Genomic DNA, 23,079 nt, shown 5'->3' on the forward strand with positions numbered 1-23,079 from the left:
GAAAAATAAGGGGTTTAGCACCGTGCAAACCGCTTTAAAACGTGGCGCCAACTCTATGTTCTGACTGACGTTTTGCCCACGCACACGAAAAATTGACATTAAACTAGCACGACCAAAGATAACTTTACACCGTCTGTCAAAATGCCTTGAACAAATATGTCCATTTGCCACTTTCCCCAGACCGGTAAATCGCGCTACAGCGTGCTGTAAATTCTCTCTCCCGGCGTGGTTCAGGATTCCACCATCGCCATCGCCTCTTCCACATCCACCGCGACCAATCGCGAACAGCCCGGCTCATGCATCGTCACCCCCATCAACTGGTCGGCCATTTCCATGGCGATCTTGTTGTGGGTGATATAGATGAACTGCACCGTCTGGGACATCTCTTTGACCAACCGAGCGTAGCGTCCAACGTTAGCGTCATCCAGCGGCGCGTCAACCTCGTCGAGCATGCAGAACGGCGCCGGGTTCAACTTGAAGATGGCAAATACCAGGGCCAATGCGGTCAGGGCTTTCTCGCCGCCGGACAACAAATGGATGGTGCTGTTCTTCTTGCCCGGAGGCCGCGCCATGATCGTCACCCCTGTATCGAGTAGATCTTCGCCCGTCAGTTCCAAGTAGGCGCTGCCACCACCGAAAACTTTTGGGAATAACGCCTGTAAACCGCCATTAATCTGATCAAAGGTATCTTTGAAGCGGTTGCGGGTTTCCTTGTCGATCTTGCGGATCACGTTTTCCAGGGTGTCCAGGGCTTCAACCAGATCAGCGTCCTGGGCATCCAGATAACGTTTACGCTCGGACTGCTGCTGGTACTCATCGATAGCGGCGAGGTTGATCGCGCCCAGGCGTTGAATACGTGCGGCAATCCGTTCAAGTTCTTCTTCGGCGTCTTTCTCGTTGGCCTGGGCGGTCAGGGTGTTGAGCACGCCGTGCAGGTCATAGCCGTCTTCCAGCAATTGGTCTTGCAAGGTCTTGCGGCGCACGGTGAGGGCTTGCCATTCCATACGCTGTTGTTCGAGCTGGCCGCGGATCAACTGGGATTGCTGCTCGGCCATGGTGCGACGCTTTTCGGCGTCGCGCAGTTCGCGGTCTGCGTCTTCCAGGGCGATCTGTGCGGTCTTGAGTTCGACGTCGACGGTCATGCGCTTATCGAGCAATTCCTCAAGCTTGAGGCGCAGCTCTTCCAGCGGCGCCTCGCCCTCCTCCAGGTTGAGGCTCAGTTGCTCGCGCTTTTCGGTCAGGCGTTCGGACTGCATCTCCAGGCGCTCAAGGGCCTGGCGCGTGGAATCATGCTGGGCGCGCAACGAGCCCAAGCGTACGGCCAACTGATGGGCGTGGTCCTTGTGCTGCCGGGCTTCCTGGCGCACGCGGTCAAGGCGCTCACGCAGGCTGTCGCGCTGGGCCAGCAGCAACTCGCGCTGTTCGGTGTCCAGGGCCATGCTGTCGAGGGCTTCCTGCAAGTGCAGGCGCGCTTCACCGATCTGTTCGTGTTCCAGGGCGCGCTGTTCGCCCATCTCGGCCACTTCTTCGTCAAGACGGGTGCGGCGCAGGGTCAATTGCTCCACCTTGGCCCTGCTCGCAGACAACTGGGCTTTCAATTCGCCTTGCTGGCGCGCTTCGTCCTGCAACAGCCGACGCAGGTGTTCGCGGCCGGTTTCCTGCTGACGCTGGGTAGCACGCAGGGTTTGCAGTTCGGTTTCCAGGCTTTCCAGTGTGGCTTCGCGTTCTTCACGCTCAGCGCTCAGGTTGACGATTTCCTGGCCACGGGCCAATACGCCACTTTCCGCCTCACTGGCGCGGCGCACGCGCAGGAAGTGGCGGCCGACCCAATAACCATCGCGGCTGATCAAGCTTTCGCCGGCCGCCAATTGGCCGCGTTGGGCCAAGGCTTGCTCCAGAGACTCCACCGGCCTGACCTGGCCCAGCCAAGGCGACAGATCCATCGCCGCCTCGACCTTGTCCAGCAAACTACCCGGCACCCGCGCACCCTCGGGCGCCGGGCTGAGCAGGCGCAAATCGCCCTGGGCAAACCCGGCCAGGTCGAAGCCGCCGAAATCATCCACCAGCACCGCTTGCAGATCGGCGCCCAGCACGGTTTCCACCGCCAATTCCCAGCCGGCTTCGACTTTCAAGCCTTCGGCCAGGCGTGGGCGCTCGGCCAAATGCTGGTCGCGCAGCCATTCGGCGGTGCCGGTACCGGGGTCGAGCGCGGCTTGCTGCAAGGCCTCCAGCGAAGCCAACCGACCATTGAGCCGCTGCAAGTCGCCCTGGGCTTGCTGCTGCGCCTGGGTCGCGGTGTGCAATTGCTGACGCAGTTGCTCCAGGCGCTCCACTTGCTGCTCTTCGCTGGCCTCCAGCTCTTCCAGGGTCATTTCGCTTTCGGCCAGTTGTTCGCTCAGCGCCATGATCGCCGCGTCTTCCGGGTCGGCGGCGAGCAGTACGCGCTCTTCCTGCAGCCGGCGCTGGCGCTCGGCCAGGCGTTCCATGCTGGTTTCCAGCTGCTGGATGCGCGACTGCTGCACCTCGGCCTGGCGGCGTGGTTCGGCGGATCGCAGGTTGAAGGCGTCCCACTGTTCCTGCCAACCGTGCATGGTGGTTTCGGATTCTTCCAGGGCGGCGGCGGCCTCTTCGGCGGCGGCGCTGGTGATTTCCTGCTCGGGGGTGAGCATGTCCAGCTCTTCGCCCAAGGTCAGCAGCAAGGTACGGTCATGGCCCAGGTGCGATTCGGTTTCCAGGCGTGCGCGTTCGGCTTCCTTCAAGTCATCCTGCAACTGGCGCAAACGCTGCTGGCCGTGCTGGATACTCTGCTCGACCCGGGCAATGTCACCGCCCACCGAATAGAAGCGGCCTTGCACCAGATTGAAGCGTTCGGACAACTCATGGTGGCCGTCACGCAGGCGCTCAATGCTGGCGTCGGCATTGCGCTGCTCGGCCACCAGCGCTTCAAAGCTGACTTCCTGGGTGCCAATAATCGCTTCGCGCTGGCCCACCTGGTCATTCAAGGCCTGCCAGCGCAGGGCCGACAGTTGCGCCTTGAGCTGGCGCTCTTCGCCCTTGTATTCCTGATACTTCTCGGCGGCCTGCGCCTGGCGGTGCAGGCGTTCGAGCTGGCGCTCCAGCTCTTCGCGCAGGTCGGTCAGGCGGGCGAGGTTTTCGTGGGTGCGACGGATACGGTTTTCAGTCTCGCGACGGCGCTCCTTGTACTTGGAGATGCCGGCCGCTTCTTCGATAAAGTTACGCAGGTCTTCGGGCTTGGCTTCGATCAGCTTGGAGATCATGCCCTGCTCGATGATCGAATAGCTGCGCGGGCCCAGGCCGGTGCCGAGGAAAATATCGGTGATATCGCGACGGCGACACTTGGTGCCGTTGAGGAAGTAGCTGTTCTGGCTGTCGCGGGTGACTTTACGACGGATGGAAATTTCCGCGTAGGCGGCGTATTCGCCGATCAGGGTGCCGTCGGAGTTATCAAATACCAGTTCGATACTGGCCTGGCTCACCGGCTTGCGGCTGGTGGAGCCGTTGAAAATGACGTCGGTCATCGACTCGCCGCGCAGGTTTTTCGCCGAGCTCTCGCCCATCACCCATCGCACGGCGTCGATGATGTTCGACTTGCCGCAGCCATTGGGCCCCACCACCGCCGCCATGTTGCTGGGGAAGTTGACGGTGGTGGGGTCGACGAAGGATTTGAACCCCGCCAACTTGATGCACTTGAGCCGCACGCTTAGGCGTCCGCCAAGGCTGCGATGACCAGCGAACTGCTGCGCTGGCAATAGGCTGTGAGCACCAGGCGAATCTGCACCAGGTCACGGGCCAGTACTGCGGCGAGCAATTGCTCGAACAGCGCCAGGAACTCGCTCATGGACGCCTTGCGCTGATCCAGGGCCAGGTAATAAGCGCGGTTCATCGCCGGCTGCAGGTTTTCGACGGTTTCCTGCAAATAAGGGTTGTTGGCGAAGGGGTACGCGGCGCGCATCACGCTGAAGCTTTCTTCGACGAAAGCGCGGATGTCCTCACGCTCCAGGCTCAATTGAAGGCGTTGCTGGATCTGCAGAAACGGCGCCATGTCAGCCTGGGTCTGCCAGCCTTCGGCAACCGCATTGCCGAGCAGGATGTACATCTCGCCCATCAACGTACACAGGCTCTGCACCTTGTGCGCGGTAAGTTCGGTGACGTGAGCGCCACGGCGCGGCAGGATCGCAATCAAATGGCGGCGCTCAAGGATCAGCAAAGCTTCGCGCACGGAACCACGGCTGACGTTGAGCGCCAGCGTGACCTTCTGTTCCTGGATCCGCTCCCCAGGCTTGAGATCGCCGCGAATGATACGTTCGGCGAGGTGGTGAGCAATTTGCTCGGCGAGACTGTCCGGCGCCTTGAACGTCATGTTTTCCCTTCAAAATCTTCTATCAGTACAAGCGCGGCAGTGTAGCGCATTGGCCCGCTGATGGCGCTACGCCCACCGTGGCGAATTTGGCATGAAATAAGCAACGTTGAAGCCTGTAAGCCGCCAAAAACGCCGGTTCCAGAAGACTGGACCATAATTGAAAGTGTTGCGACCGGATTTTCTTGACCCTTAGGTCAGAAAACCATTGACCGAAAAGTCAGACATGACTAGATTCGGCGCAAAGCGGTTAACAACAATAATGAGTCTGCGAGGCCTTCCGTGATCCAGTTTTTACTTAACCAGGAACTCCGTAGCGAGCACGCCCTGGACCCCAACCTGACCGTGCTCAACTATCTGCGCGAGCATGTGGGCAAACCCGGTACCAAGGAAGGCTGCGCCAGCGGCGACTGTGGCGCGTGCACCGTGGTGGTCGGCGAGCTGCACACCGACGAGCAAGGCGCCGAGCAGATTCGTTACCGCAGCCTCAATTCCTGCCTGACGTTCGTGTCGTCGCTGCACGGCAAACAACTGATCAGCGTTGAAGACCTCAAGCACAAGGGTCAACTGCACAGCGTGCAACAGGCCATGGTCGAGTGCCATGGCTCACAGTGCGGCTTTTGCACCCCGGGCTTCGTGATGTCGCTGTTTGCCCTGCAAAAGAACAGCGACGCCCCCGACAGCCACAAAGCCCATGAAGCCCTGGCCGGCAACCTGTGCCGCTGCACCGGTTATCGCCCGATTCTCGCCGCCGCCGAACAGGCCTGCTGCAACAAGCCCCAGGATCAATTCGACAGCCGCCAGGCTGAAACCATCGCCCGCCTCAAGGCTATCGCGCCGACCCAGACCGGCGAACTCAACAGTGGTGACAAGCGCTGCCTGGTGCCACTGACCGTTGCCGACCTGGCCGACCTCTATGACGCCTACCCACAAGCCCGGCTGCTGGCCGGCGGCACTGACCTGGCGCTGGAAGTCACCCAGTTCCACCGCACCCTGCCGGTGATGATCTACGTCGGCAACATTGAAGCCATGAAGCGCATCGAGCAGTTCGACGACCGCCTGGAAATCGGCGCGGCCACCGCCCTCTCCGACTGCTACGCCGCGCTGCACCATGAATACCCGGACTTCGGCGAACTGCTGCAACGCTTCGCCTCCCTGCAAATTCGCAACCAAGGCACCCTGGGCGGCAATATCGGCAACGCTTCGCCGATTGGTGACTCGCCGCCGCTGCTGATTGCCCTGGGCGCGCAGATCGTACTGTGCAAGGGCAACACCCGCCGCACCCTGGCGCTGGAAGACTATTTCATCGACTACCGCGTCACCGCGCGCCAGGACAGCGAGTTCATCGAGACCATCATCGTGCCCAAGGGCCACACGCTGTTCCGGGCCTACAAGGTGTCCAAGCGCCTGGACGACGATATTTCCGCCGTATGCGCAGCGTTCAACCTGAAGATCGACAACGGCGTGGTCAGCCAAGCGCGCGTTGCGTTCGGCGGCATGGCCGCCACGCCAAAACGCGCAACCCGCTGCGAGGCTGCGCTGGTAGGCGCCACGTGGAATGCGGCCACGGTAGAAAAAGCCTGCACCGCCCTGGCCGGCGACTTCACCCCACTGTCGGACTTCCGCGCCAGCAAGGAATACCGCCTGCTCAGCGCGCAGAACCTGCTGCGCAAATACTTCATCGAACTGCAAACGCCGCACATCGAGACTCGGGTGACCGCTTATGTCTAACCATCACGCCGTGGTAAAAACCCAGGCCGAACTTGCCGCACTGTTTGCCCAGGACCTCACCACCGGAGTCGGGCGCAGCGTCAAGCATGACAGCGCCGCCAAACACGTCAGCGGTGAAGCACAGTACATCGACGACCGCCTGGAATTTCCCAACCAGTTGCACCTGTATGCGCGCATGTCGGACCGCGCCCACGCCCGGATCATCAGCATCGACACCGCGCCCTGCTACGCCTTCGACGGCGTGCGCATTGCAATCACCCATGAAGACGTACCGGGCCTGAAAGACATCGGCCCGTTGATGCCCGGCGACCCACTGCTGGCCATCGACACCGTTCAGTTCGTCGGCCAGGTGGTGCTGGCCGTGGCCGCCCGCGACCTGGAGACCGCACGCAAGGCGGCAATGGCGGCAGTGATCGAATATGAAGACCTGGAGCCAGTGCTGGATGTGGTCGAGGCGTTTCGCAACAAGCACTTCGTGCTCGACAGCCACACCCACCAACGCGGCGACTCGGCCACTGCGCTGGCAAGCGCCAAGCATCGCATACAGGGCACCTTGCATATCGGCGGCCAGGAACACTTTTATCTGGAAACCCAGATCTCTTCGGTGATGCCCACCGAAGACGGCGGCATGATCGTCTACTGCTCCACGCAAAACCCCACCGAAGTGCAGAAGCTGGTGGCCGAAGTGCTGGATGTGTCGATGAACAAGATCGTGGTCGACATGCGCCGCATGGGCGGTGGTTTTGGCGGCAAGGAAACCCAGGCCGCCAGCCCGGCGTGCCTGTGCGCCGTGGTGGCGCGCCTCACTGGCCAGCCGACCAAGATGCGCCTGCCACGGGTCGAAGACATGCTGATGACCGGCAAGCGCCACCCCTTCTATATCGAATACGACGTAGGGTTTGACGACAACGGCCGACTGCACGGCATCAACCTGGAACTGGCGGGTAACTGCGGTTGTTCGCCGGACCTGTCCAACTCGATTGTCGACCGCGCCATGTTCCACGCCGACAACTCGTATTACCTGGGCGACGCCACGGTCAACGGCCATCGCTGCAAGACCAATACCGCCTCCAACACGGCCTATCGCGGCTTCGGCGGCCCGCAGGGCATGGTCGCCATCGAAGAGGTGATGGACGCCATCGCCCGCCATCTAGGCCAAGACCCGCTGGCCGTGCGCAAGGCCAACTACTACGGCAAGACCGAGCGCAACGTTACCCACTACTACCAGACCGTCGAGCACAACATGCTCGAAGAAATGACCGCCGAGCTTGAGGCCAGCAGCCAATACGCAGAGCGCCGCGAAGCGATCCGCCTGTACAACGCCCACAGCCCGATCCTGAAAAAAGGCCTGGCGCTGACCCCGGTGAAATTCGGTATTTCGTTCACCGCCAGTTTCCTCAACCAGGCCGGCGCGCTGATCCATATCTACACCGATGGCAGCATCCACCTGAACCACGGCGGCACCGAGATGGGCCAGGGCTTGAATACCAAGGTCGCGCAAGTCGTGGCCGAGGTATTCCAGGTAGAAATCGACCGCGTCCAGATCACCGCCACCAACACCGACAAGGTACCCAACACCTCGCCCACCGCTGCCTCCAGCGGCGCCGACCTGAACGGCAAGGCCGCGCAGAATGCGGCCGAAACCATCAAGCAGCGCCTGGTGGAATTTGCGGCGCGCAAGTACGACGTAAGCGAGGCGGACGTGGAGTTTCGCAACGGCCATGTGCGCGTGCGCGAGCAGATCCTGAGCTTCGAGGCGTTGATCCAGCAGGCGTATTTCGCCCAGGTATCGCTCTCCAGCACAGGTTTCTACAAAACCCCGAAAATCTTCTACGACCGCAGCCAGTCACGCGGGCGGCCGTTCTACTACTACGCGTTCGGCGCGGCCTGCTGCGAAGTGATCGTCGACACCCTGACCGGCGAATACAAAATGCTGCGCACCGACATCCTGCATGACGTGGGCGCCTCGCTGAACCCGGCCATCGACATCGGCCAGGTGGAAGGCGGCTTCATCCAGGGCATGGGCTGGCTGACCATGGAAGAGCTGGTGTGGAACAACAAAGGCAAGCTGATGACCAACGGCCCGGCCAGCTACAAGATCCCGGCAGTGGCCGACATGCCGCTGGACCTGCGGGTGAAGCTGGTAGAGAACCGCAAGAACCCGGAAGACACGGTGTTCCATTCCAAGGCCGTGGGCGAGCCGCCGTTCATGCTGGGGATTGCGTCGTGGTGTGCGATCAAGGACGCGGTGGCGAGTTTGGCTGACTATCGCCAGCAGCCCAAGATCGATGCGCCGGCCACGCCCGAGCGGGTGTTGTGGGGGTGTGAGCAGATGCGGCAGTTGCGGGCGGCGAAGGCTGTCGAGGCTGACACTGAATTGGCTTCGCTCTAGACCCAGGCGCTGCCATCGCGGGCAAGCCCGGCTCCCACATTTTGAGGTGCTAACCCGATCAAATGTGGGAGCTGGCTTGCCTGCGATAGCGGCCGAACTAACAGCAGAAATGTTGAGGTAGACATGGACAACTGGATCAGCGCCCTCGCCACCCTGCACAACCAGGGCGAACCCTGCGTGCTCGTCACCATCATCGAAGAACTCGGCTCAACCCCGCGCAACGCCGGTTCCAAGATGGTCATCAGCGCCGCGCACACCTTCGACACCATCGGCGGCGGGCACCTGGAATACAAGGCGATGCAGATCGCCCGAGACATGTTGGTGCGCGGCCAGCAGAATACTCATCTGGAGCGCTTCAGCCTCGGCGCCAGCCTGGGCCAGTGCTGCGGTGGCGTCACCGTGCTGTTGTTCGAGCCCATGGGCCAGGCGCAGGCGCACATCGCCGTGTTTGGCGCCGGCCATGTCGGCCGTGCGTTGGTGCCATTGCTGGCAAGCCTGCCCTGCCGGGTGCGCTGGATCGATTCCCGCGAGCAGGAATTCCCGCAGCACATCCCCCAAGGCGTGCGTAAAATCGTCAGCGAAGAGCCGGTCGACGAAATTGCCGACTTGCCAGCAGGCAGTTACTGCATCGTCATGACCCACAACCACGCGCTGGACCTGGAACTGACTGCCGCCCTGCTCAAGCGCAACGACTTCGCCTACTTCGGCCTGATTGGCTCGAAAACCAAGCGGGTCAAATTCGAACACCGCCTGCGTGATCGCGGCTTTGACGCCGCGCAATTGCAACGCATGCGCTGCCCCATGGGCCTCCCCGAGGTCAAGGGCAAGCTCCCGGTGGAGATCGCCATCTCCATCGCCGGCGAAATCATTGCCACCTATAACGCCAATTTCGGCCAGCACCTTGCCGGCGCCGAACCTATTGCCAAACTGCTGCCGGCTTCACGCCGCAGCCAAGCTATCTAAATCGAGACGATCATGCCTTTGACTCGCAAAGCCTACCGTGCCGCCATCCTGCACAGCATCGCCGACCCTGCCGTGGTTGGGATCGAAGCCTCCTATGAATATTTCGAGGACGGCCTGCTGGTGATCGACAACGGCCAGATCAGCGCCCTTGGTCACGCCAGCGACCTGCTGCCGAGCCTGCCCGCCGATATCGACATCACCCATTACCAGGACGCGCTGATTACCCCTGGCTTGATCGACACCCATATCCACCTGCCACAGACCGGGATGGTCGGCGCCTATGGCGAGCAACTGCTGGACTGGCTCAACACCTACACCTTCCCTTGTGAAAGCCAGTTTGCCGACAAGGCTCACGCCGAAGAAGTCGCGGATATTTTCATCAAGGAGTTGCTGCGCAACGGCACCACCACAGCGCTGGTGTTCGGCAGCGTGCACCCGCAATCGGTGAATGCATTCTTTGAAGCGGCCGAGAAACTCGACCTGCGCATGATTGCCGGCAAGGTGATGATGGACCGCAACGCGCCTGATTACCTGACCGACACCGCCGAATCCGGCTACCAGGAAAGCAAGGCGCTGATCGAACGCTGGCACGGCAAGGGGCGCCTGCATTACGCGGTGACGCCACGCTTCGCCCCTACGAGTACGCCGGAGCAATTGACGCTGGCTGGTCAGTTGCTGGGCGAATACCCGGATTTGTACATGCAGACCCACATCAGCGAAAACAAGCAGGAAATCGAGTGGGTCAATGAGCTGTTCCCGGAGCGCAACGGCTACCTGGATGTCTACGACCACTACAAGCTGCTCGGCGAGCGCTCGGTGTTTGCCCACGGCGTACACCTGTGCGATGACGAATGCGCACGGCTGGCAGAGACCGGCTCGGCAGTCGCGTTCTGCCCGACGTCGAACTTCTTCCTCGGCAGTGGTCTGTTCAACCTGCCGATGGCCGAAAAACACAACTTGAACGTGGGCCTGGGCACCGACGTGGGTGGCGGCACCAGCTTCTCGCTGCTGCAAACCCTGAACGAAGCGTACAAGGTCATGCAGCTGCAAGGTGCGCGCTTGAGCCCGTTCAAGTCACTGTACCTGGCGACCCTGGGCGGCGCTCGAGCGCTGCGCCTGGAAGACAAGATCGGCACGTTGCAACCAGGCACCGATGCAGACTTCCTGGTGTTGGATTACAACGCCACGCCGCTGCTGAGCTATCGCCTGAAACAGGCCAATAACATTGCCGAGACGTTGTTTGTACTGATGACGCTTGGGGATGATCGGACGGTGTTGCAGACCTATGCAGCCGGGCAGCTCGTTCACCAGCGCTGATCTCAGAGCCCCCCACAAAACCAATGTGGGAGGGGCTTGTGTGGGCGCCGGGCTTGCCCGCGATGCAGGCACCGCGGTATGTCAGTTACACCGCGGTGATGCTATCGCAAGCAAGCCAGCTCCCACACAAGCCAGCTCCCACATTTGATTGGGTTTACAACTTTACAGACGAACGCCCAGGTTTTTTAGTCTGTAAAAGGTGCGAAAACACCGCATGCAAATCATCCGACGCACTCTCTTCATCGAGGTTGAGCTTGCTGTCGATGTGATCCATGTGATGCATCATCAAGTTCACCGCCAACGTCGCATCCCGGGCTTCGATCGCGTCGATCAACTGGGTGTGCTCATCGTAGGAACAGTGCGAGCGGTTGCCGCTTTCATACTGGGCGATGATCAATGAGGTCTGGGACACCAGGCTGCGCTGGAAGCTGATCAGCGGCGCGTTCTTCGCGGCTTCGGCCAGCTTCAAGTGGAATTCGCCAGAGAGACGGATACCGGCGCCACGGTCACCGCGCGAGAAGCTGTCGCGCTCGTCGTTGACCATCTGGCGCAACTCGGCCAACTGCTCGGCCGTGGCGTGCTGCACCGCCAATTCTGTGATCGCCCGCTCCACCAGGCGCCGGGCCATGAACACCTGGCGTGCTTCTTCGACGCTTGGGCTGGCAACCACCGCACCGCGATTGGGCCGCAGCAGTACCACGCTTTCATGGGCCAGGCGCGACAGCGCGCGGCGAATGATGGTGCGGCTCACGCCGAAGATCTCGCCCAGTGCCTCTTCACTCAATTTGGTTCCGGGCGCCAGGCGTTGTTCAAGGATCGCCTCGAAGATATGCGCATAGACGATATCGTCCTGGGTTCCGCTGCGACCGGCCTTGCCGGCTCGCGGTTGTTTCTTGAGAGGTTGCAACTGTTCGTTCATGGGCACTCGGGTTTGAGAACGGCGAATTAACGGTAATACGGCAACAGCGTGTCGCTGGCAAGTATCACCTAAAAACAGCGCACATTGTACACAACCCACTGCGCCAACACACTGTACGGCTGTTTGCGGGCTCGGCTGTATTGCAATGACTCGTTACGTTTGAGTTTAGGCTTGAATCAGAGCCGCCAGCGGCAAATTCCCGGCAATAAGGAACACCTCTCCATGACCGACGCCACCCAAGCGCCCTTGCGCCCACTGGCCGACACTTCTGCGTCGGCCGTCGTCGCCGGCTTTATCGCCATGATGACCGGCTACACCAGCTCCCTGGTGCTGATGTTCCAGGCCGGCCAGGCCGCCGGCTTGACCACGGCGCAGATTTCTTCGTGGATCTGGGCGATTTCCATCGGCATGGCGGTGTGCAGCATCGGCCTGTCCCTGCGCTATCGCACACCGATCACCATCGCCTGGTCCACCCCTGGCGCGGCGCTGCTGATCACCAGCCTGGGCGGCGTGAGCTATGGCGAGGCCATCGGTGCCTACATCACCTGCGCGGTACTGGTGACGCTCTGCGGGTTGACCGGCAGCTTTGAGAAACTGGTCAAGCGGATTCCGGCGTCACTGGCGGCGGCGTTGCTGGCGGGGATCCTGTTCAAGATCGGCAGCGAGATTTTCGTCGCCGCCCAGCATCGTACCGGGCTGGTGCTGGGGATGTTCTTCACCTACCTGATCATCAAGCGCCTGTCGCCGCGTTATGCCGTGCTGGCCGCCTTGCTCATCGGTACCGCCTTGTCAGGGCTGATGGGGCTGCTGGATTTCAGCGGTTTTCATCTGGAGGTGGCGACGCCTGTTTGGACGACGCCGCACTTCTCGTTGGCGGCGACCATCAGCATCGGCATTCCGCTGTTCGTGGTGGCCATGACCTCGCAGAACATGCCCGGCGTAGCCGTGCTGCGAGCCGACGGCTACACCGTGCCGGCGTCGCCGTTGATCACTACCACTGGCCTGGCGTCATTGGTGCTGGCACCGTTCGGCTCCCACGGCATCAACCTGGCGGCGATCAGCGCCGCGATCTGCACCGGGCCGCACGCCCATGAAGACCGCAACAAGCGCTACACCGCTGCGGTGTGGTGTGGGGTGTTCTATGGGATTGCCGGGGTATTCGGCGCCACGCTGGCAGCATTGTTCGCAGCCCTGCCCAAGGAACTGGTGCTGTCGATTGCGGCGTTGGCGTTGTTTGGCTCGATCATCAATGGCTTGAGCATCGCCATGAATGAGCCGAAGGAACGGGAAGCGGCGCTGATCACCTTTATGGTCACGGCGTCAGGCTTGACGTTGTTTTCCATCGGTTCGGCGTTCTGGGGGATTGTGGCGGGGGTGTTGACGCTGCTGATTCTGAATTGGCGCAAGGCATAAAAAAACGGCGACCCTCAGGTCGCCGTTTTTTTCAGTATCACTTAGCCGCGTTGATCGGCTTTTCCGGATACCACACGTCCAGCAACGGGCTGACTTCAGCCTTGGTCAGCTCGGAACGGGTTTTCAGCCAGGCTTCCACGGCAGCACGCTGCTCTTCGGAGACCGAGCCACGCTTTTGCAGGCAAACCAGACCGTAGTCATCGCCGCCGACATAGCCCAGGCCATTGGCTTCCATGGCTTCTTTGATGAATGCTTCGAGGAAAGCGTCGATAGCTTCTTCACTCAGGCCTTCGTTGAAGTCCAGGTTCAGTTCGAAACCCAGCTCTTGAAATTCATCAACGCACAGTTTTTTGCGCAGACGCTGGGAACGGTTAGTCGCCATTGGAACAATCCTCATAAGTATTAACGGGCGGCACTTTAGCAGTTTAAGGCGGCAATTGCCCGACTCTCTGGGACCGACGGGCAAATGCGCGCAAAAAAACCATGATTAGCAGCTATCGTTCAGCTACACGTGGCGCCAGCTTGGGGCATAATGCCGACACTTTCGTGACCAATGAGGGATTTTCTTCCATACCCCTCGCCTTTTTCACCCTCCTCAGCAGTAGGGTTTTATTTCTTATGATCAAATCTTTGCGCTCAGTGTTACTTGCCAGTGTTGTCTTGCCCCTGGCCTTTTCCGTTTGCGCCGCTCCCGTCAATAACACCCTGCCACCCAGCGTTGCGCAGGCCTTGCAGAAGGCCAAGCTGCAAAATACCGCGCTGTCCCTGGTGATGCTGCCCCTGAACGGCCCTGGTACCCCTACGGTCTTCAACGCCGACGTCTCGGTGAACCCGGCTTCCACCATGAAGCTGGTCACCACTTATGCGGCCCTGGAAATGCTCGGCCCCAACCATCAGTGGAAGACCGAGTTCTACACCGATGGCACCCTCAGCGGCGGCGTGCTGCGTGGCAACCTGTACCTCAAGGGCGGCGGCGATCCCAAACTGAACATGGAAAAGCTCTGGTTGCTGATGCGCGACCTGCGTGCCAATGGCGTGCAGCAAGTCACTGGCGACCTGGTGCTAGACCGCAATTTCTTCAACCAGCCGCAATTGCCCGAGTTCAACGACGACGGCAACGATGAGAACAAGCCGTTCCTGGTCAAGCCCGACGCCTTGCTGGTCAACCTCAAGGCCCTGCGCTTCGTGACCCGCAATGATTCGGGGCGGGTGATCGTATCGGTCGAGCCGCCGATTGCCAGCATTCGCATCGACAACCAGGTGAAAGTCACCAACGCCAAGCAGTGCACCGGTGACGTGCGCTACAGCCCGGTGACCGCTGCCGACGGCAGCGTGACCGTGACCGTCAGCGGCCAACTGGGTGATGGCTGCAGCTCGCAGACTTACCTGTCGCTGCTCGACCACGCCACCTACACTGCAGGTGCTGTACGGGCGATCTGGAAGGAATTGGGCGGTACCATCCAGGGCCGTGACATCCAGGCACCGGTGCCCAAGGATGCCAAGGTACTTGCCCGCGCCTTCTCGCCGGACCTGGCGGAGATCATCCGCGACATCAACAAGTACAGTAACAACACTATGGCTCAGCAGTTATTCCTGAGCCTGGGTGCGCAGTTTCGCAACGATGCCGATGGCGACGATGCCAAGGCCGCGCAACGCGTCGTGCGCCAGTGGCTGGCCAAGAAAGGCATCACCGCGCCGCACCTGGTGATGGAAAACGGCTCCGGCCTGTCCCGCGCCGAACGGGTCAGCGCCCGCGAGATGGCGGCCATGCTGCAAGCCGCGTGGAAAAGCCCTTATGCGGCGGAGTACATCAGCTCGATGCCGATCGCCGGCACCGACGGCACCATGCGTAAACGCCTGAAAACCACCGCCCTGCGCGGCGAAGCCCATGTGAAGACCGGCACCTTGAACACCGTGCGCGCCATTGCCGGTTACAGCCGCGACAACAATGGCAATACCTGGGCGGTGGTGGCGATTCTCAACGACTCCAAGCCTTGGGGAGCCTCGTCGGTGTTGGATCAGGTGCTGCTGGACCTGTATCGCCAGCCGAAGGCCGTTGCAGCCGCACCGGTTCTCTAAAGCACCACATCACCCTGTCTGATCGTTCCCACGCTCTGCGTGGGAATGCTGTTTTGGACGCTCTGCGTCCGCGCTCAAGGCGTGACGCGGAGCGTCTTAGAATGCATTCCCACGCAGAGCGTGGGAACGATCATTCAAGCGTCAGGGCTTCCTCGACGCGATCCCTGCCCGCCTGCTTGGCCACGTACACCGCCGAATCAGCGCGCAGCAGCAAGCCATCGATACCTTCGTCGATCCGCCAACTGGCTACGCCGAAGCTGGCGGTAACCACCCCCACCGGCTCCATCGCCGCATCACGCAACGACTGCCACAACTGCATCGCCAGGCTGTAAGCCTGTGCGCCATCAGTGTTGGGGCACAGCACCACAAACTCTTCCCCACCCAGCCGGCAAAATACATCGGTACGGCGCAAGCGTTGGCCGATACGCTTGCACAACTCCTGCAACACGCCGTCGCCCACGGCATGGCCGTGCTGATCGTTGATGCGCTTGAAGTGGTCGATATCGAGCATGATCAACGACAGCGCGCCAGAGGTACGGTTGAGCCGGAGCATTTCGCCCTTGAGACGATCCTGGAAATAGCGCCGGTTATAGATCCCTGTCAGGGAGTCGGTAATGGACAGTGCGCGCAGTTCATCCTCGACCCGTTTGAGATCAGAAATATCCGATACATAACCGTGCCAAAGCGTACCGCCTCCCGGCAATTCTTCCGGCGTCGCTTCGCCGCGAATCCAGCGCAGGCCTCGCTGAGGTAATTGCACGCGGTACTCTTCGCGCCAATGACTCAGTTGCAACGCAGAAAGGCGTATCGAGGCACGCACTCGCTCCAGGTCCAAAGGGTGAATGCGCTCCAGCACCTTGCCCGCATCCTGCTGCAGCACGCCCAGTTCGATTTCATAGATATCGCGCATGCCTTCGCTGGCATAGATGAAACGCCAATTGTCCTGTGGTTCCAAAGTGAACTGGAAGATTCCACCCGGTACATGGGCACTGAGTTTTTTCAGCAGGCGGTCGCGTACCGCAAGGGCCTCATAGGCGCGCTTTTGCTCGGTGACATCCAGGTAAATCGCCAAGTGCCCGACCCACAGGCCATGGTCATCCAAGAGCACGGTCGGCAACATGTTGACCGTCAGTTGGCTGCCATCCTTGCGCACCAGCGTCCACTCACGCCCTTCATGTTGACTGTCCGGGCTCTCCACCAGCATCGCCTGGCTCGCCGGAATGCGCTTGCCCAGCGCCCTGCTCAACGGCTCAGCGCGGGCGTCGAGTTCCGCGGCCACGTGCAGGCGGTCCAAGGTCATATGCCCCAGCACCTCCTCGGCCGTAAAGCCCAACATCTGTTCGGCACCGGCATTGAAGGTGTTGATCACACCGCGCAGGTCAGTGGCAATGATCGCCACTTGAGTCGCCGCATTCAGCACGCTGCGCAGTTGCCCATGGGCGCCACGCAACTCCTGTTCACGGGCACGCAATTGAACGGTGCGTTGCTCCACCAGTTTCAGTGCGCGCTGGCGCTGGCTGACCAGCATGTAAAGCAGCGCACTGAGCAAGGCGCTGAGCAACACGCCCATCGCCAGAATGGCGTGCATCGAAGAATGGTTGGCCTTGTCGAACACTTCGCTGGCGCTCAGGCTCAGGGCGTAGACATGATCGCCCAGGGTGAGGCGACGTGCAGCCGTCAAGCCACTGCTGCCCAAGGCGTTACTGGACGCGTACAACACCCGTTGCTGGGTGTCGGAGGTGTCTACGATCTGCATCACCAGGTTGTCCCGGTTGGGCCTGGGCAACCCCTCGGCCACCAGCTGGCGCATGCTGATCACCGCCATCACAAAGCCGTAAGGCTCGGCATCTGCGACTTTGCTCACGGGCGCCACCAACAACACGCCTGCCGCATAAGCGGGCTCCACACCCACCAATTGCATGGGCTGTGACACCGCCAACTGGCCGCTTTCTTGCGCACGCGCCAGCGCTGACCGGCGCAGGGGCTGGGCCAGCAGATCAAAGCCCAGCGGCGAGCCCAGCAAACTTTGGGTCTGGCTGTACAGCACCGGTACGTATTCATCGCGCTCGGCCGCGGGCGCCAACTCACCTGCAGTATTCAGTTCGCGGATACTGAAGGGAATGCCACGCTGGCGAGAAATGTCCTGCTCAAACGAGCTGCGCTGCGTACGAAATATCCGTGGTGCCCAGGCATAGGCACGGGCATGCAACAACAGCGGTTTGGCGAAACCGTCGAACTCGGCGCGGGATACCTCTGCGGAATTGACGAAGAAACGCTGCAGGCTGCCCAGGCGTTGTTCCTGATCTTCAAAACGTTCCTGGATGCGGCTGTAGCGTTCGTTGACCAGCAACTGGAACCGCTGGCGCACCTGCTGCTGATACAGGTCCGAAGCCGCCCACGCGACGACCACCGTCAGCGCGCTACCGACCAGTAACACCACCAATGCCACCAGCCAAGCCGATGCCTGCTCACTGATAAAACCAAGGATTTTCGGGCGAACGACTTGCATCGGCATAGGCAACACTCACAGCGCCAGTGTGCGGGGGTGTCACTTTGGCTAGGGCTTAAGTTATAGCCATCGGTCATGGGTTTGACCAGTGCAAAAACAATAGGAGCGAGCTTGCTCGCGAAGAACCTGAGAGCGCTGCGTTAAACCGGATACGCAGCGCTATCGTTGACGATCTTCGCGAGCAAGCTCGCTCCTACAGAGAAAAATCAGCGTGCGGTGATTTTCCAGGCGCGGTGGATCTTGGCATTGCGCGCAAAATCAGGGTCGATGGTCTTGTCGCTGATTTCCTCGACCGCATAGCGTTCGCTGAGGTTGTCTTCCAGCTGGAACTTGCGGAAGTTGTTGGAGAAGTACAGCACGCCACCCGGCGCCAGGCGTGCCATGGCCAGGTCGAGCAACTGCACATGGTCACGCTGCACGTCGAAGATGCCTTCCATGCGCTTGGAGTTGGAGAAGGTCGGCGGGTCGATGAAAATCATGTCGAATTCATCGCGGCTCGCTTCCAGCCACGCCATCACGTCACCCTGTTCCAGGCGGTTCTTGTCGGAGAAGCCGTTGAGGGAGAAATTGCGACGCGCCCAGTCCAGATAGGTCTTGGACAGGTCGACGCTGGTGGTGCTGCGCGCGCCGCCCTTGGCAGCATGCACACTGGCTGTGGCGGTGTAGCAATACAGATTGAGGAAGCGCTTGCCCGCCGCTTCCTTCTGGATGCGCATGCGCATCGGGCGATGGTCGAGGAACAGGCCGGTGTCCAGGTAATCGGTGAGGTTGACCAGCAACTTAACGCCGCCTTCACTGACCTCGGTGAACTTGCCTTGGGCACTCTGACGCTCGTATTGCTTGGTGCCGCTCTGACGCTCACGACGCTTGACCACCACACGGCTCTTGTCGACGTTCAGTGCCTGGGGAATTGCCGCCAAGGCATCGAACATGCGGGCCGAGGCTTTTTCCGGGTCGATGGATTTTGGCGCCGCGTATTCCTGCACGTGCACCCAATCGTGGTACAGGTCGATCGCCATGGAGTACTCAGGCATGTCGGCGTCATACACACGGTAGCAATCCACCCCTTCGCGCTTGGCCCATTTGCCCAGCAGCTTGAGGTTCTTCTGCAGGCGGTTGGCAAACATCTGCCCGCCTTCGCTCAGGCGCGCCTGCTCCACCACGGGGGCCGGGGCGGGCTTGATCGGGTTGCCGTTCTTGTTGTACTGACGCTCTGCCGGCTCGCTCGGGGCCTGGTCGTAAGCCGCCTGCTCACGTTCGGCCTGGCGCTGTTCCGGGGTGCGGCGCTCGCCGGTGACGAACTGGTCCGGATTGACCTTGATCAGCAGCAACTTGCACGGCAATGCGCCGTTCCAGAACGAATACTGTTTGTGGCTGCGGATACCCATGCGCTTGCCCAGGTCCGGCGCGCCGGTGAACACTGCGGCTTCCCAGCCCATACAGGCTTGGCGCAAGCGTTCGCCGAGGTTCTGATAGAGATACAACAGGCTGGCTTCGTCACCCAGGCGCTCACCGTAGGGTGGGTTGCAGATCACCAAACCTTTCTGATTCTGATCCGGGCGCGGCTCGAACGTGCCCACTTCGCCCTGGTACACCTTGATCCAGTGGCTCAGGCCGGCGCGTTCGATGTTGTTGCGTGCGGGCTGGATCAGGCGCGGGTCGGCTTCGTAGCCACGTACCCACAGCGGCGGCTTGTTCATGCCGATGGCCGCCCGCTCAGTCGCCTCGGTATGCAGCTTTTTCCACAACGCCGGGACGTGACCCAGCCACGTGGTGAAACCCCACAGCTCGCGGTTAAGGTTGGGGGCCATGTCGGCGGCGATCATTGCGCCTTCAACCAGGAAGGTGCCGACACCGCACATCGGGTCGGTCAGCGCGCCGCCTTCGGCGGCAATACGTGGCCAGCCGGCGCGAATCAGGATCGCCGCTGCCAGGTTTTCCTTCAGGGGTGCCGCGCCCTGCTGCAGGCGGTAGCCACGCTGATGCAGGCTGTGGCCGGAAAGGTCCAGGGACAGGATCGCTTCGCCACGGTCCAGGCGCAGGTGAATGCGCAGGTCAGGGTTGATCTTGTCGATGGACGGACGCTCGCCGGTCGGGGTGCGCAGTTTGTCGACGATCGCATCCTTGACCTTCAGCGCCCCGAAGTGGGTGTTGTCGATCCCCGAGCCGTGGCCGCTGAACTCTACCGCGAGGGTACCGTCGGGGACCATGTGGTCAGCCCACTCGATGTCCAGCACGCCGTGGTAAAGATCCTCGGCGTCTTTCATCGGGAAACGCTTGAGCACCAGCAACACGCGGTTGGCCAAGCGCGACCAGAGGCACAAGCGGTAGGCGGTTTCCATGTCGGCCATGCCGCGCACGGCCGAGGTGTGCTCGCGGGCTTCCTCAAGGCCAAGCCCGACGGCTTCCTCGATCAGCAGGCCTTCGAGGCCCTTGGGGCAGGTGAGGAAGAGTTCAAAACGGTCCGACATGGGGCATTCCAGGCTTTTCAGCAATAAGTGAACCGGCGACGCATCGCCGGTTCGGTTTTCAATCAAGCACTTTTCTCGAAGAGTGCTCGCGTGGCACGAATGTGCCGTTCCACCCCGTCTGGCGGGCTCTTGAGCCTTTATTGGCGAGGCAGAAGAAGAATGTTGCGCAACAAAAAGAAATATTCCGACCCTTCGTCGAATAATAACCGACTGCAATAGGCGGGCATTCTCACTAAGGAATTAAACCTTTCCTCTTTACAGGGCACATCATAGCTGGCTTTGCCCTATAAAAGGGGCGAATAACCAGCCCAGCTTATGGCTATAGCATCGTTATCGTTACGTGCTTATGACAAAACGATCATTGAATACATGTGACCTATTGGTTAGAACTCAACACAGGTTGGCGCCGTAACGGTGCCAACACATTGGCTCGCCACGCCGGCAGCGAGCCCACCAACGGCAGAAAAACTCTGCCCGGCCTTGGACAAGGCCGAAGGATATCTAGACAGTCAACAAGTGAGGGAAACACCCTATGAGAAGACTTAAGCGTGATCCGTTGGAAAGAGCATTTTTACGCGGATATCAATATGGCGTTCATGGAAAATCCCGTGAGCTTTGCCCATTTACTCTACCGTCGGTACGCCAAGCCTGGATCAACGGCTGGCGAGAAGGACGCGGCGACAACTGGGACGGTATGACTGGCACTGCGGGCATCCACAGACTCAACGAACTTCACGCCGTCGGCTAATCAGGGGATTTAATTGCGACACACACATCTTTGAACTTGTAGCGACTTAACCACGCGCGCCCCATCCGGGCGGCGGGCTTCGGCCCAGGGGCTCCTTTATGGAGCCCTTTTTATTGCCTGATCAGCGCAAGGCAGCGATGGCATCCACCGACTGGCGAATCAATGCCGGGCCTTTGTAGATGAAGCCGGAGTACAACTGTACCAGGCTGGCGCCGGCCGCGATCTTCTCAGCCGCGTGTTTGCCTTCGGTGATACCGCCCACCGCGATGATCGGCAAACGCCCAGCCAACTCAGCCGCCAGCACCTTGACGATATGGGTGCTCTTGTCCCGCACCGGCGCGCCCGACAGGCCGCCGGCCTCGTCACCATGGGCCAGGCCTTCGACGCCCACGCGGCTGAGGGTGGTGTTGGTCGCAATCACCGCGTCCATCCCAGAATCCACCAGGGCCTGGGCCACCAGGACGGTTTCTTCATCGCTCATGTCCGGCGCGATCTTGATGGCCAGCGGCACACGCTTGCCATGCCGCACGGCCAGGTCTTCCTGGCGCTGGCGCAAGGCTTCGAGCAGTTGCTTGAGGGAATCGCCAAATTGCAGGCTGCGCAGCCCCGGGGTGTTGGGCGAGCTGACGTTGACGGTGACATAGCTGGCGTGGGCGTAGACCTTGTCCAGGCATATCAGGTAGTCATCCACCGCACGTTCCACGGGCGTGTCAAAGTTCTTGCCAATGTTGATACCCAGAATGCCGGTGTACTTTGCCGCCTGAACCCGCGACAGCAGATGGTCGACGCCGAGGTTGTTGAAGCCCATACGATTGATGATCGCCTCCGCTTCCGGCAGCCGGAAGATGCGAGGCTTGGGGTTGCCCGGTTGCGGCCGTGGGGTCACGGTGCCGATTTCGACAAAGCCGAACCCCAGTTGCGCAAACCCGTCGATGGCCGCGCCGTTCTTGTCCAGGCCGGCAGCCAGACCGACCGGGTTGGGGAAGTCGAGCCCCATCACCGACACCGGCACTTTCGCCGGTGCCTTGCATACCAGGCCATTGAGCCCCAGACGGCCACCGGCACCGATCAGGTCCAGGGACAGATCGTGGGAGGTTTCCGGGGAGAGTTTGAACAACAGCTGGCGGGCCAGGGTATACATGGGCGGGCTAGACTCGGATGGCGGCAAAAGGTGACGCTGATTATAGCCGGGGTGGCGGCCTGCATGCGAGGCGTGCCACCTGATCTCATTGACGTTGCGCCGTCAACGCCTCATAACGCACCCAGATCCTTTCGGCGTAGCGCAGGCGTAATGCCTCACGCTGTGGCCCGGGCCCCGGCCCCACGTTGTAAGCCCCCACCGCCGTCCAGTTATAGCCAAAACGCTGGATGAACTCGGCAAGAATCGAGGCGCCTACTTCTACCGACAGGCAGGGCTCGCTCAACAGCCGTTCTTCGGTAATGCCCTGCTTGAGCAAGCGCGGCAAATGGATGCTGTTGATTTGCATCAAGCCGATATCCCGCGTGCCATTGCGGTTGGTGTAGTTCATCGCTTGCGCCCGGTAACCCGATTCGACCGAGGCGATAGCTTGCAGCAACTCCGGCTCAAGGTCGTGGCGGCTGGCCGCCTCTTCCCAGCAAAAGGCCCAGGCCTGGCTGCTGCCCATCAATACCCCGAGCACCAGGCCTTTGCCCCATGCCTTAACTCTGGACATTGCTGGCCTGACCACAGACGGCGCACACGTGTGCCACTGCCCTGGGTTGATCACCTGCGCGCACCGGGCAGGTAAAGCGATAGCCCTTGCCATAAATCGTCTTGATAAAGCCTTTGTCGGCCCTCAAGTGCTTGCGCAGGGAATAGATACACCGCGTGAGTGACTCATCGGCCACTTCCCCCCGAGGCCAGGCCAGTTCCAGCAAGCGGTCCTTGGTCATCAGCGCGCCGCCGGAAGCCAGCAGCAACCGCAGCACATGCCCCTCCTTGGGAGCCAACTGAATATCCGCCTCCACACCCGTCAACCGGCCATCGCCATGCAAGGTCCAACGAGCGAAGACCAGGGACGTCGTCGTTTCATCCATTACGACGGCCATACGCACCTCTGTAGTCGACTACTGACATTCAAATCCATACTGTGTGAACCAATTCATCTGCCATTGGCATGACTATAAAAACCGCGCCC

General features: G+C 60.8%; 16 protein-coding genes. 7 read left to right on the top strand and 9 right to left on the bottom strand.

Annotation, left to right across the window (positions count from 1 at the left end):
* Window positions 1–230: 230 nt before the first annotated feature.
* Complete coding sequence (gene smc, locus AB9N64_RS09965; RefSeq protein WP_014719463.1) at window positions 231–3,719, bottom strand: chromosome segregation protein SMC; 3,489 nt, start codon at window positions 3,717–3,719, stop codon at window positions 231–233.
* Between the two features lie 2 nt (window positions 3,720–3,721).
* A complete protein-coding gene (locus tag AB9N64_RS09970; protein ID WP_014719464.1) occupies window positions 3,722–4,381 on the bottom strand; it encodes a GntR family transcriptional regulator in 660 nt (219 codons plus the stop codon).
* A 279-nt stretch (window positions 4,382–4,660) separates the two neighbouring features.
* Here AB9N64_RS09970 and xdhA point away from each other — a divergent pair, with 279 nt between their 5' ends.
* The 4 genes from xdhA to guaD all read left to right on the top strand — a co-directional run bounded on the left by xdhA (window position 4,661) and on the right by guaD (window position 10,781).
* Complete coding sequence (xdhA, locus tag AB9N64_RS09975; RefSeq protein WP_102666429.1) at window positions 4,661–6,109, top strand: xanthine dehydrogenase small subunit; 1,449 nt, start codon at window positions 4,661–4,663, stop codon at window positions 6,107–6,109.
* Complete coding sequence (gene xdhB / locus AB9N64_RS09980) at window positions 6,102–8,501, top strand: xanthine dehydrogenase molybdopterin binding subunit (RefSeq protein WP_019820507.1); 2,400 nt, start codon at window positions 6,102–6,104, stop codon at window positions 8,499–8,501. Before xdhA ends, xdhB begins: the two co-directional genes overlap by 8 nt.
* A 123-nt stretch (window positions 8,502–8,624) precedes the next feature.
* Window positions 8,625–9,464: a xanthine dehydrogenase accessory protein XdhC gene (xdhC, locus tag AB9N64_RS09985; protein WP_014719467.1), complete on the top strand. Its 840-nt coding sequence runs from the start codon at window positions 8,625–8,627 to the stop codon at window positions 9,462–9,464.
* A 12-nt stretch (window positions 9,465–9,476) separates the two neighbouring features.
* Complete coding sequence (gene guaD / locus AB9N64_RS09990) at window positions 9,477–10,781, top strand: guanine deaminase (RefSeq protein WP_014719468.1); 1,305 nt, start codon at window positions 9,477–9,479, stop codon at window positions 10,779–10,781.
* A gap of 154 nt (window positions 10,782–10,935) precedes the next feature.
* Here the strand turns inward: guaD and AB9N64_RS09995 are convergent, their stop codons facing one another.
* Complete coding sequence (locus AB9N64_RS09995) at window positions 10,936–11,700, bottom strand: GntR family transcriptional regulator (protein WP_014719469.1); 765 nt, start codon at window positions 11,698–11,700, stop codon at window positions 10,936–10,938.
* A 222-nt stretch (window positions 11,701–11,922) separates the two neighbouring features.
* On the opposite strand from AB9N64_RS09995, the gene AB9N64_RS10000 reads away from it, so the two are divergent.
* A complete protein-coding gene (locus AB9N64_RS10000; protein ID WP_019820510.1) occupies window positions 11,923–13,113 on the top strand; it encodes a benzoate/H(+) symporter BenE family transporter in 1,191 nt (396 codons plus the stop codon).
* Between the two features lie 37 nt (window positions 13,114–13,150).
* Here the strand turns inward: AB9N64_RS10000 and AB9N64_RS10005 are convergent, their stop codons facing one another.
* On the bottom strand, window positions 13,151–13,495 hold the full coding sequence (locus tag AB9N64_RS10005) for a YggL family protein (RefSeq protein ID WP_003193255.1): 345 nt from the start codon (window positions 13,493–13,495) through the stop codon (window positions 13,151–13,153).
* 236 nt (window positions 13,496–13,731) lie between these two features.
* Here AB9N64_RS10005 and dacB point away from each other — a divergent pair, with 236 nt between their 5' ends.
* Window positions 13,732–15,192: a D-alanyl-D-alanine carboxypeptidase/D-alanyl-D-alanine-endopeptidase gene (gene dacB / locus AB9N64_RS10010; protein WP_014719471.1), complete on the top strand. Its 1,461-nt coding sequence runs from the start codon at window positions 13,732–13,734 to the stop codon at window positions 15,190–15,192.
* 130 nt (window positions 15,193–15,322) lie between these two features.
* Here the strand turns inward: dacB and AB9N64_RS10015 are convergent, their stop codons facing one another.
* Together AB9N64_RS10015 and rlmKL are read right to left on the bottom strand one after the other, a co-directional pair.
* The gene (locus AB9N64_RS10015) at window positions 15,323–17,707 is read right to left on the bottom strand and encodes a diguanylate cyclase (protein WP_019820512.1); all 2,385 of its coding nucleotides are present in this window, start codon (window positions 17,705–17,707) and stop codon (window positions 15,323–15,325) included.
* A 200-nt stretch (window positions 17,708–17,907) separates the two neighbouring features.
* Window positions 17,908–20,172 (bottom strand): bifunctional 23S rRNA (guanine(2069)-N(7))-methyltransferase RlmK/23S rRNA (guanine(2445)-N(2))-methyltransferase RlmL, encoded by a 2,265-nt coding sequence (rlmKL, locus tag AB9N64_RS10020; RefSeq protein WP_014719473.1) that lies wholly within the window; start codon window positions 20,170–20,172, stop codon window positions 17,908–17,910.
* 532 nt (window positions 20,173–20,704) lie between these two features.
* On the opposite strand from rlmKL, the gene rmf reads away from it, so the two are divergent.
* Window positions 20,705–20,920: a ribosome modulation factor gene (gene rmf / locus AB9N64_RS10025; protein WP_002553055.1), complete on the top strand. Its 216-nt coding sequence runs from the start codon at window positions 20,705–20,707 to the stop codon at window positions 20,918–20,920.
* A gap of 121 nt (window positions 20,921–21,041) precedes the next feature.
* Here the strand turns inward: rmf and AB9N64_RS10030 are convergent, their stop codons facing one another.
* From AB9N64_RS10030 to AB9N64_RS10040, 3 genes are all read right to left on the bottom strand, one after another.
* The gene (locus tag AB9N64_RS10030) at window positions 21,042–22,061 is read right to left on the bottom strand and encodes a quinone-dependent dihydroorotate dehydrogenase (RefSeq protein ID WP_014719474.1); all 1,020 of its coding nucleotides are present in this window, start codon (window positions 22,059–22,061) and stop codon (window positions 21,042–21,044) included.
* 85 nt (window positions 22,062–22,146) lie between these two features.
* Entirely contained in the window at window positions 22,147–22,614 is a 468-nt protein-coding gene (locus AB9N64_RS10035) for a transglycosylase SLT domain-containing protein (protein ID WP_014719475.1), read from the bottom strand.
* Window positions 22,601–22,990, bottom strand: a complete 390-nt coding sequence (locus AB9N64_RS10040) for a winged helix-turn-helix domain-containing protein (protein ID WP_060767348.1) — start codon at window positions 22,988–22,990, stop codon at window positions 22,601–22,603. The genes AB9N64_RS10035 and AB9N64_RS10040 overlap by 14 nt, the downstream gene beginning before the upstream one ends.
* Window positions 22,991–23,079 lie beyond the last annotated feature (89 nt).

Source organism: Pseudomonas sp. KT_2_4 (assembly GCF_041410225.1).
Taxonomy (GTDB): domain Bacteria; phylum Pseudomonadota; class Gammaproteobacteria; order Pseudomonadales; family Pseudomonadaceae; genus Aquipseudomonas; species Aquipseudomonas paracarnis.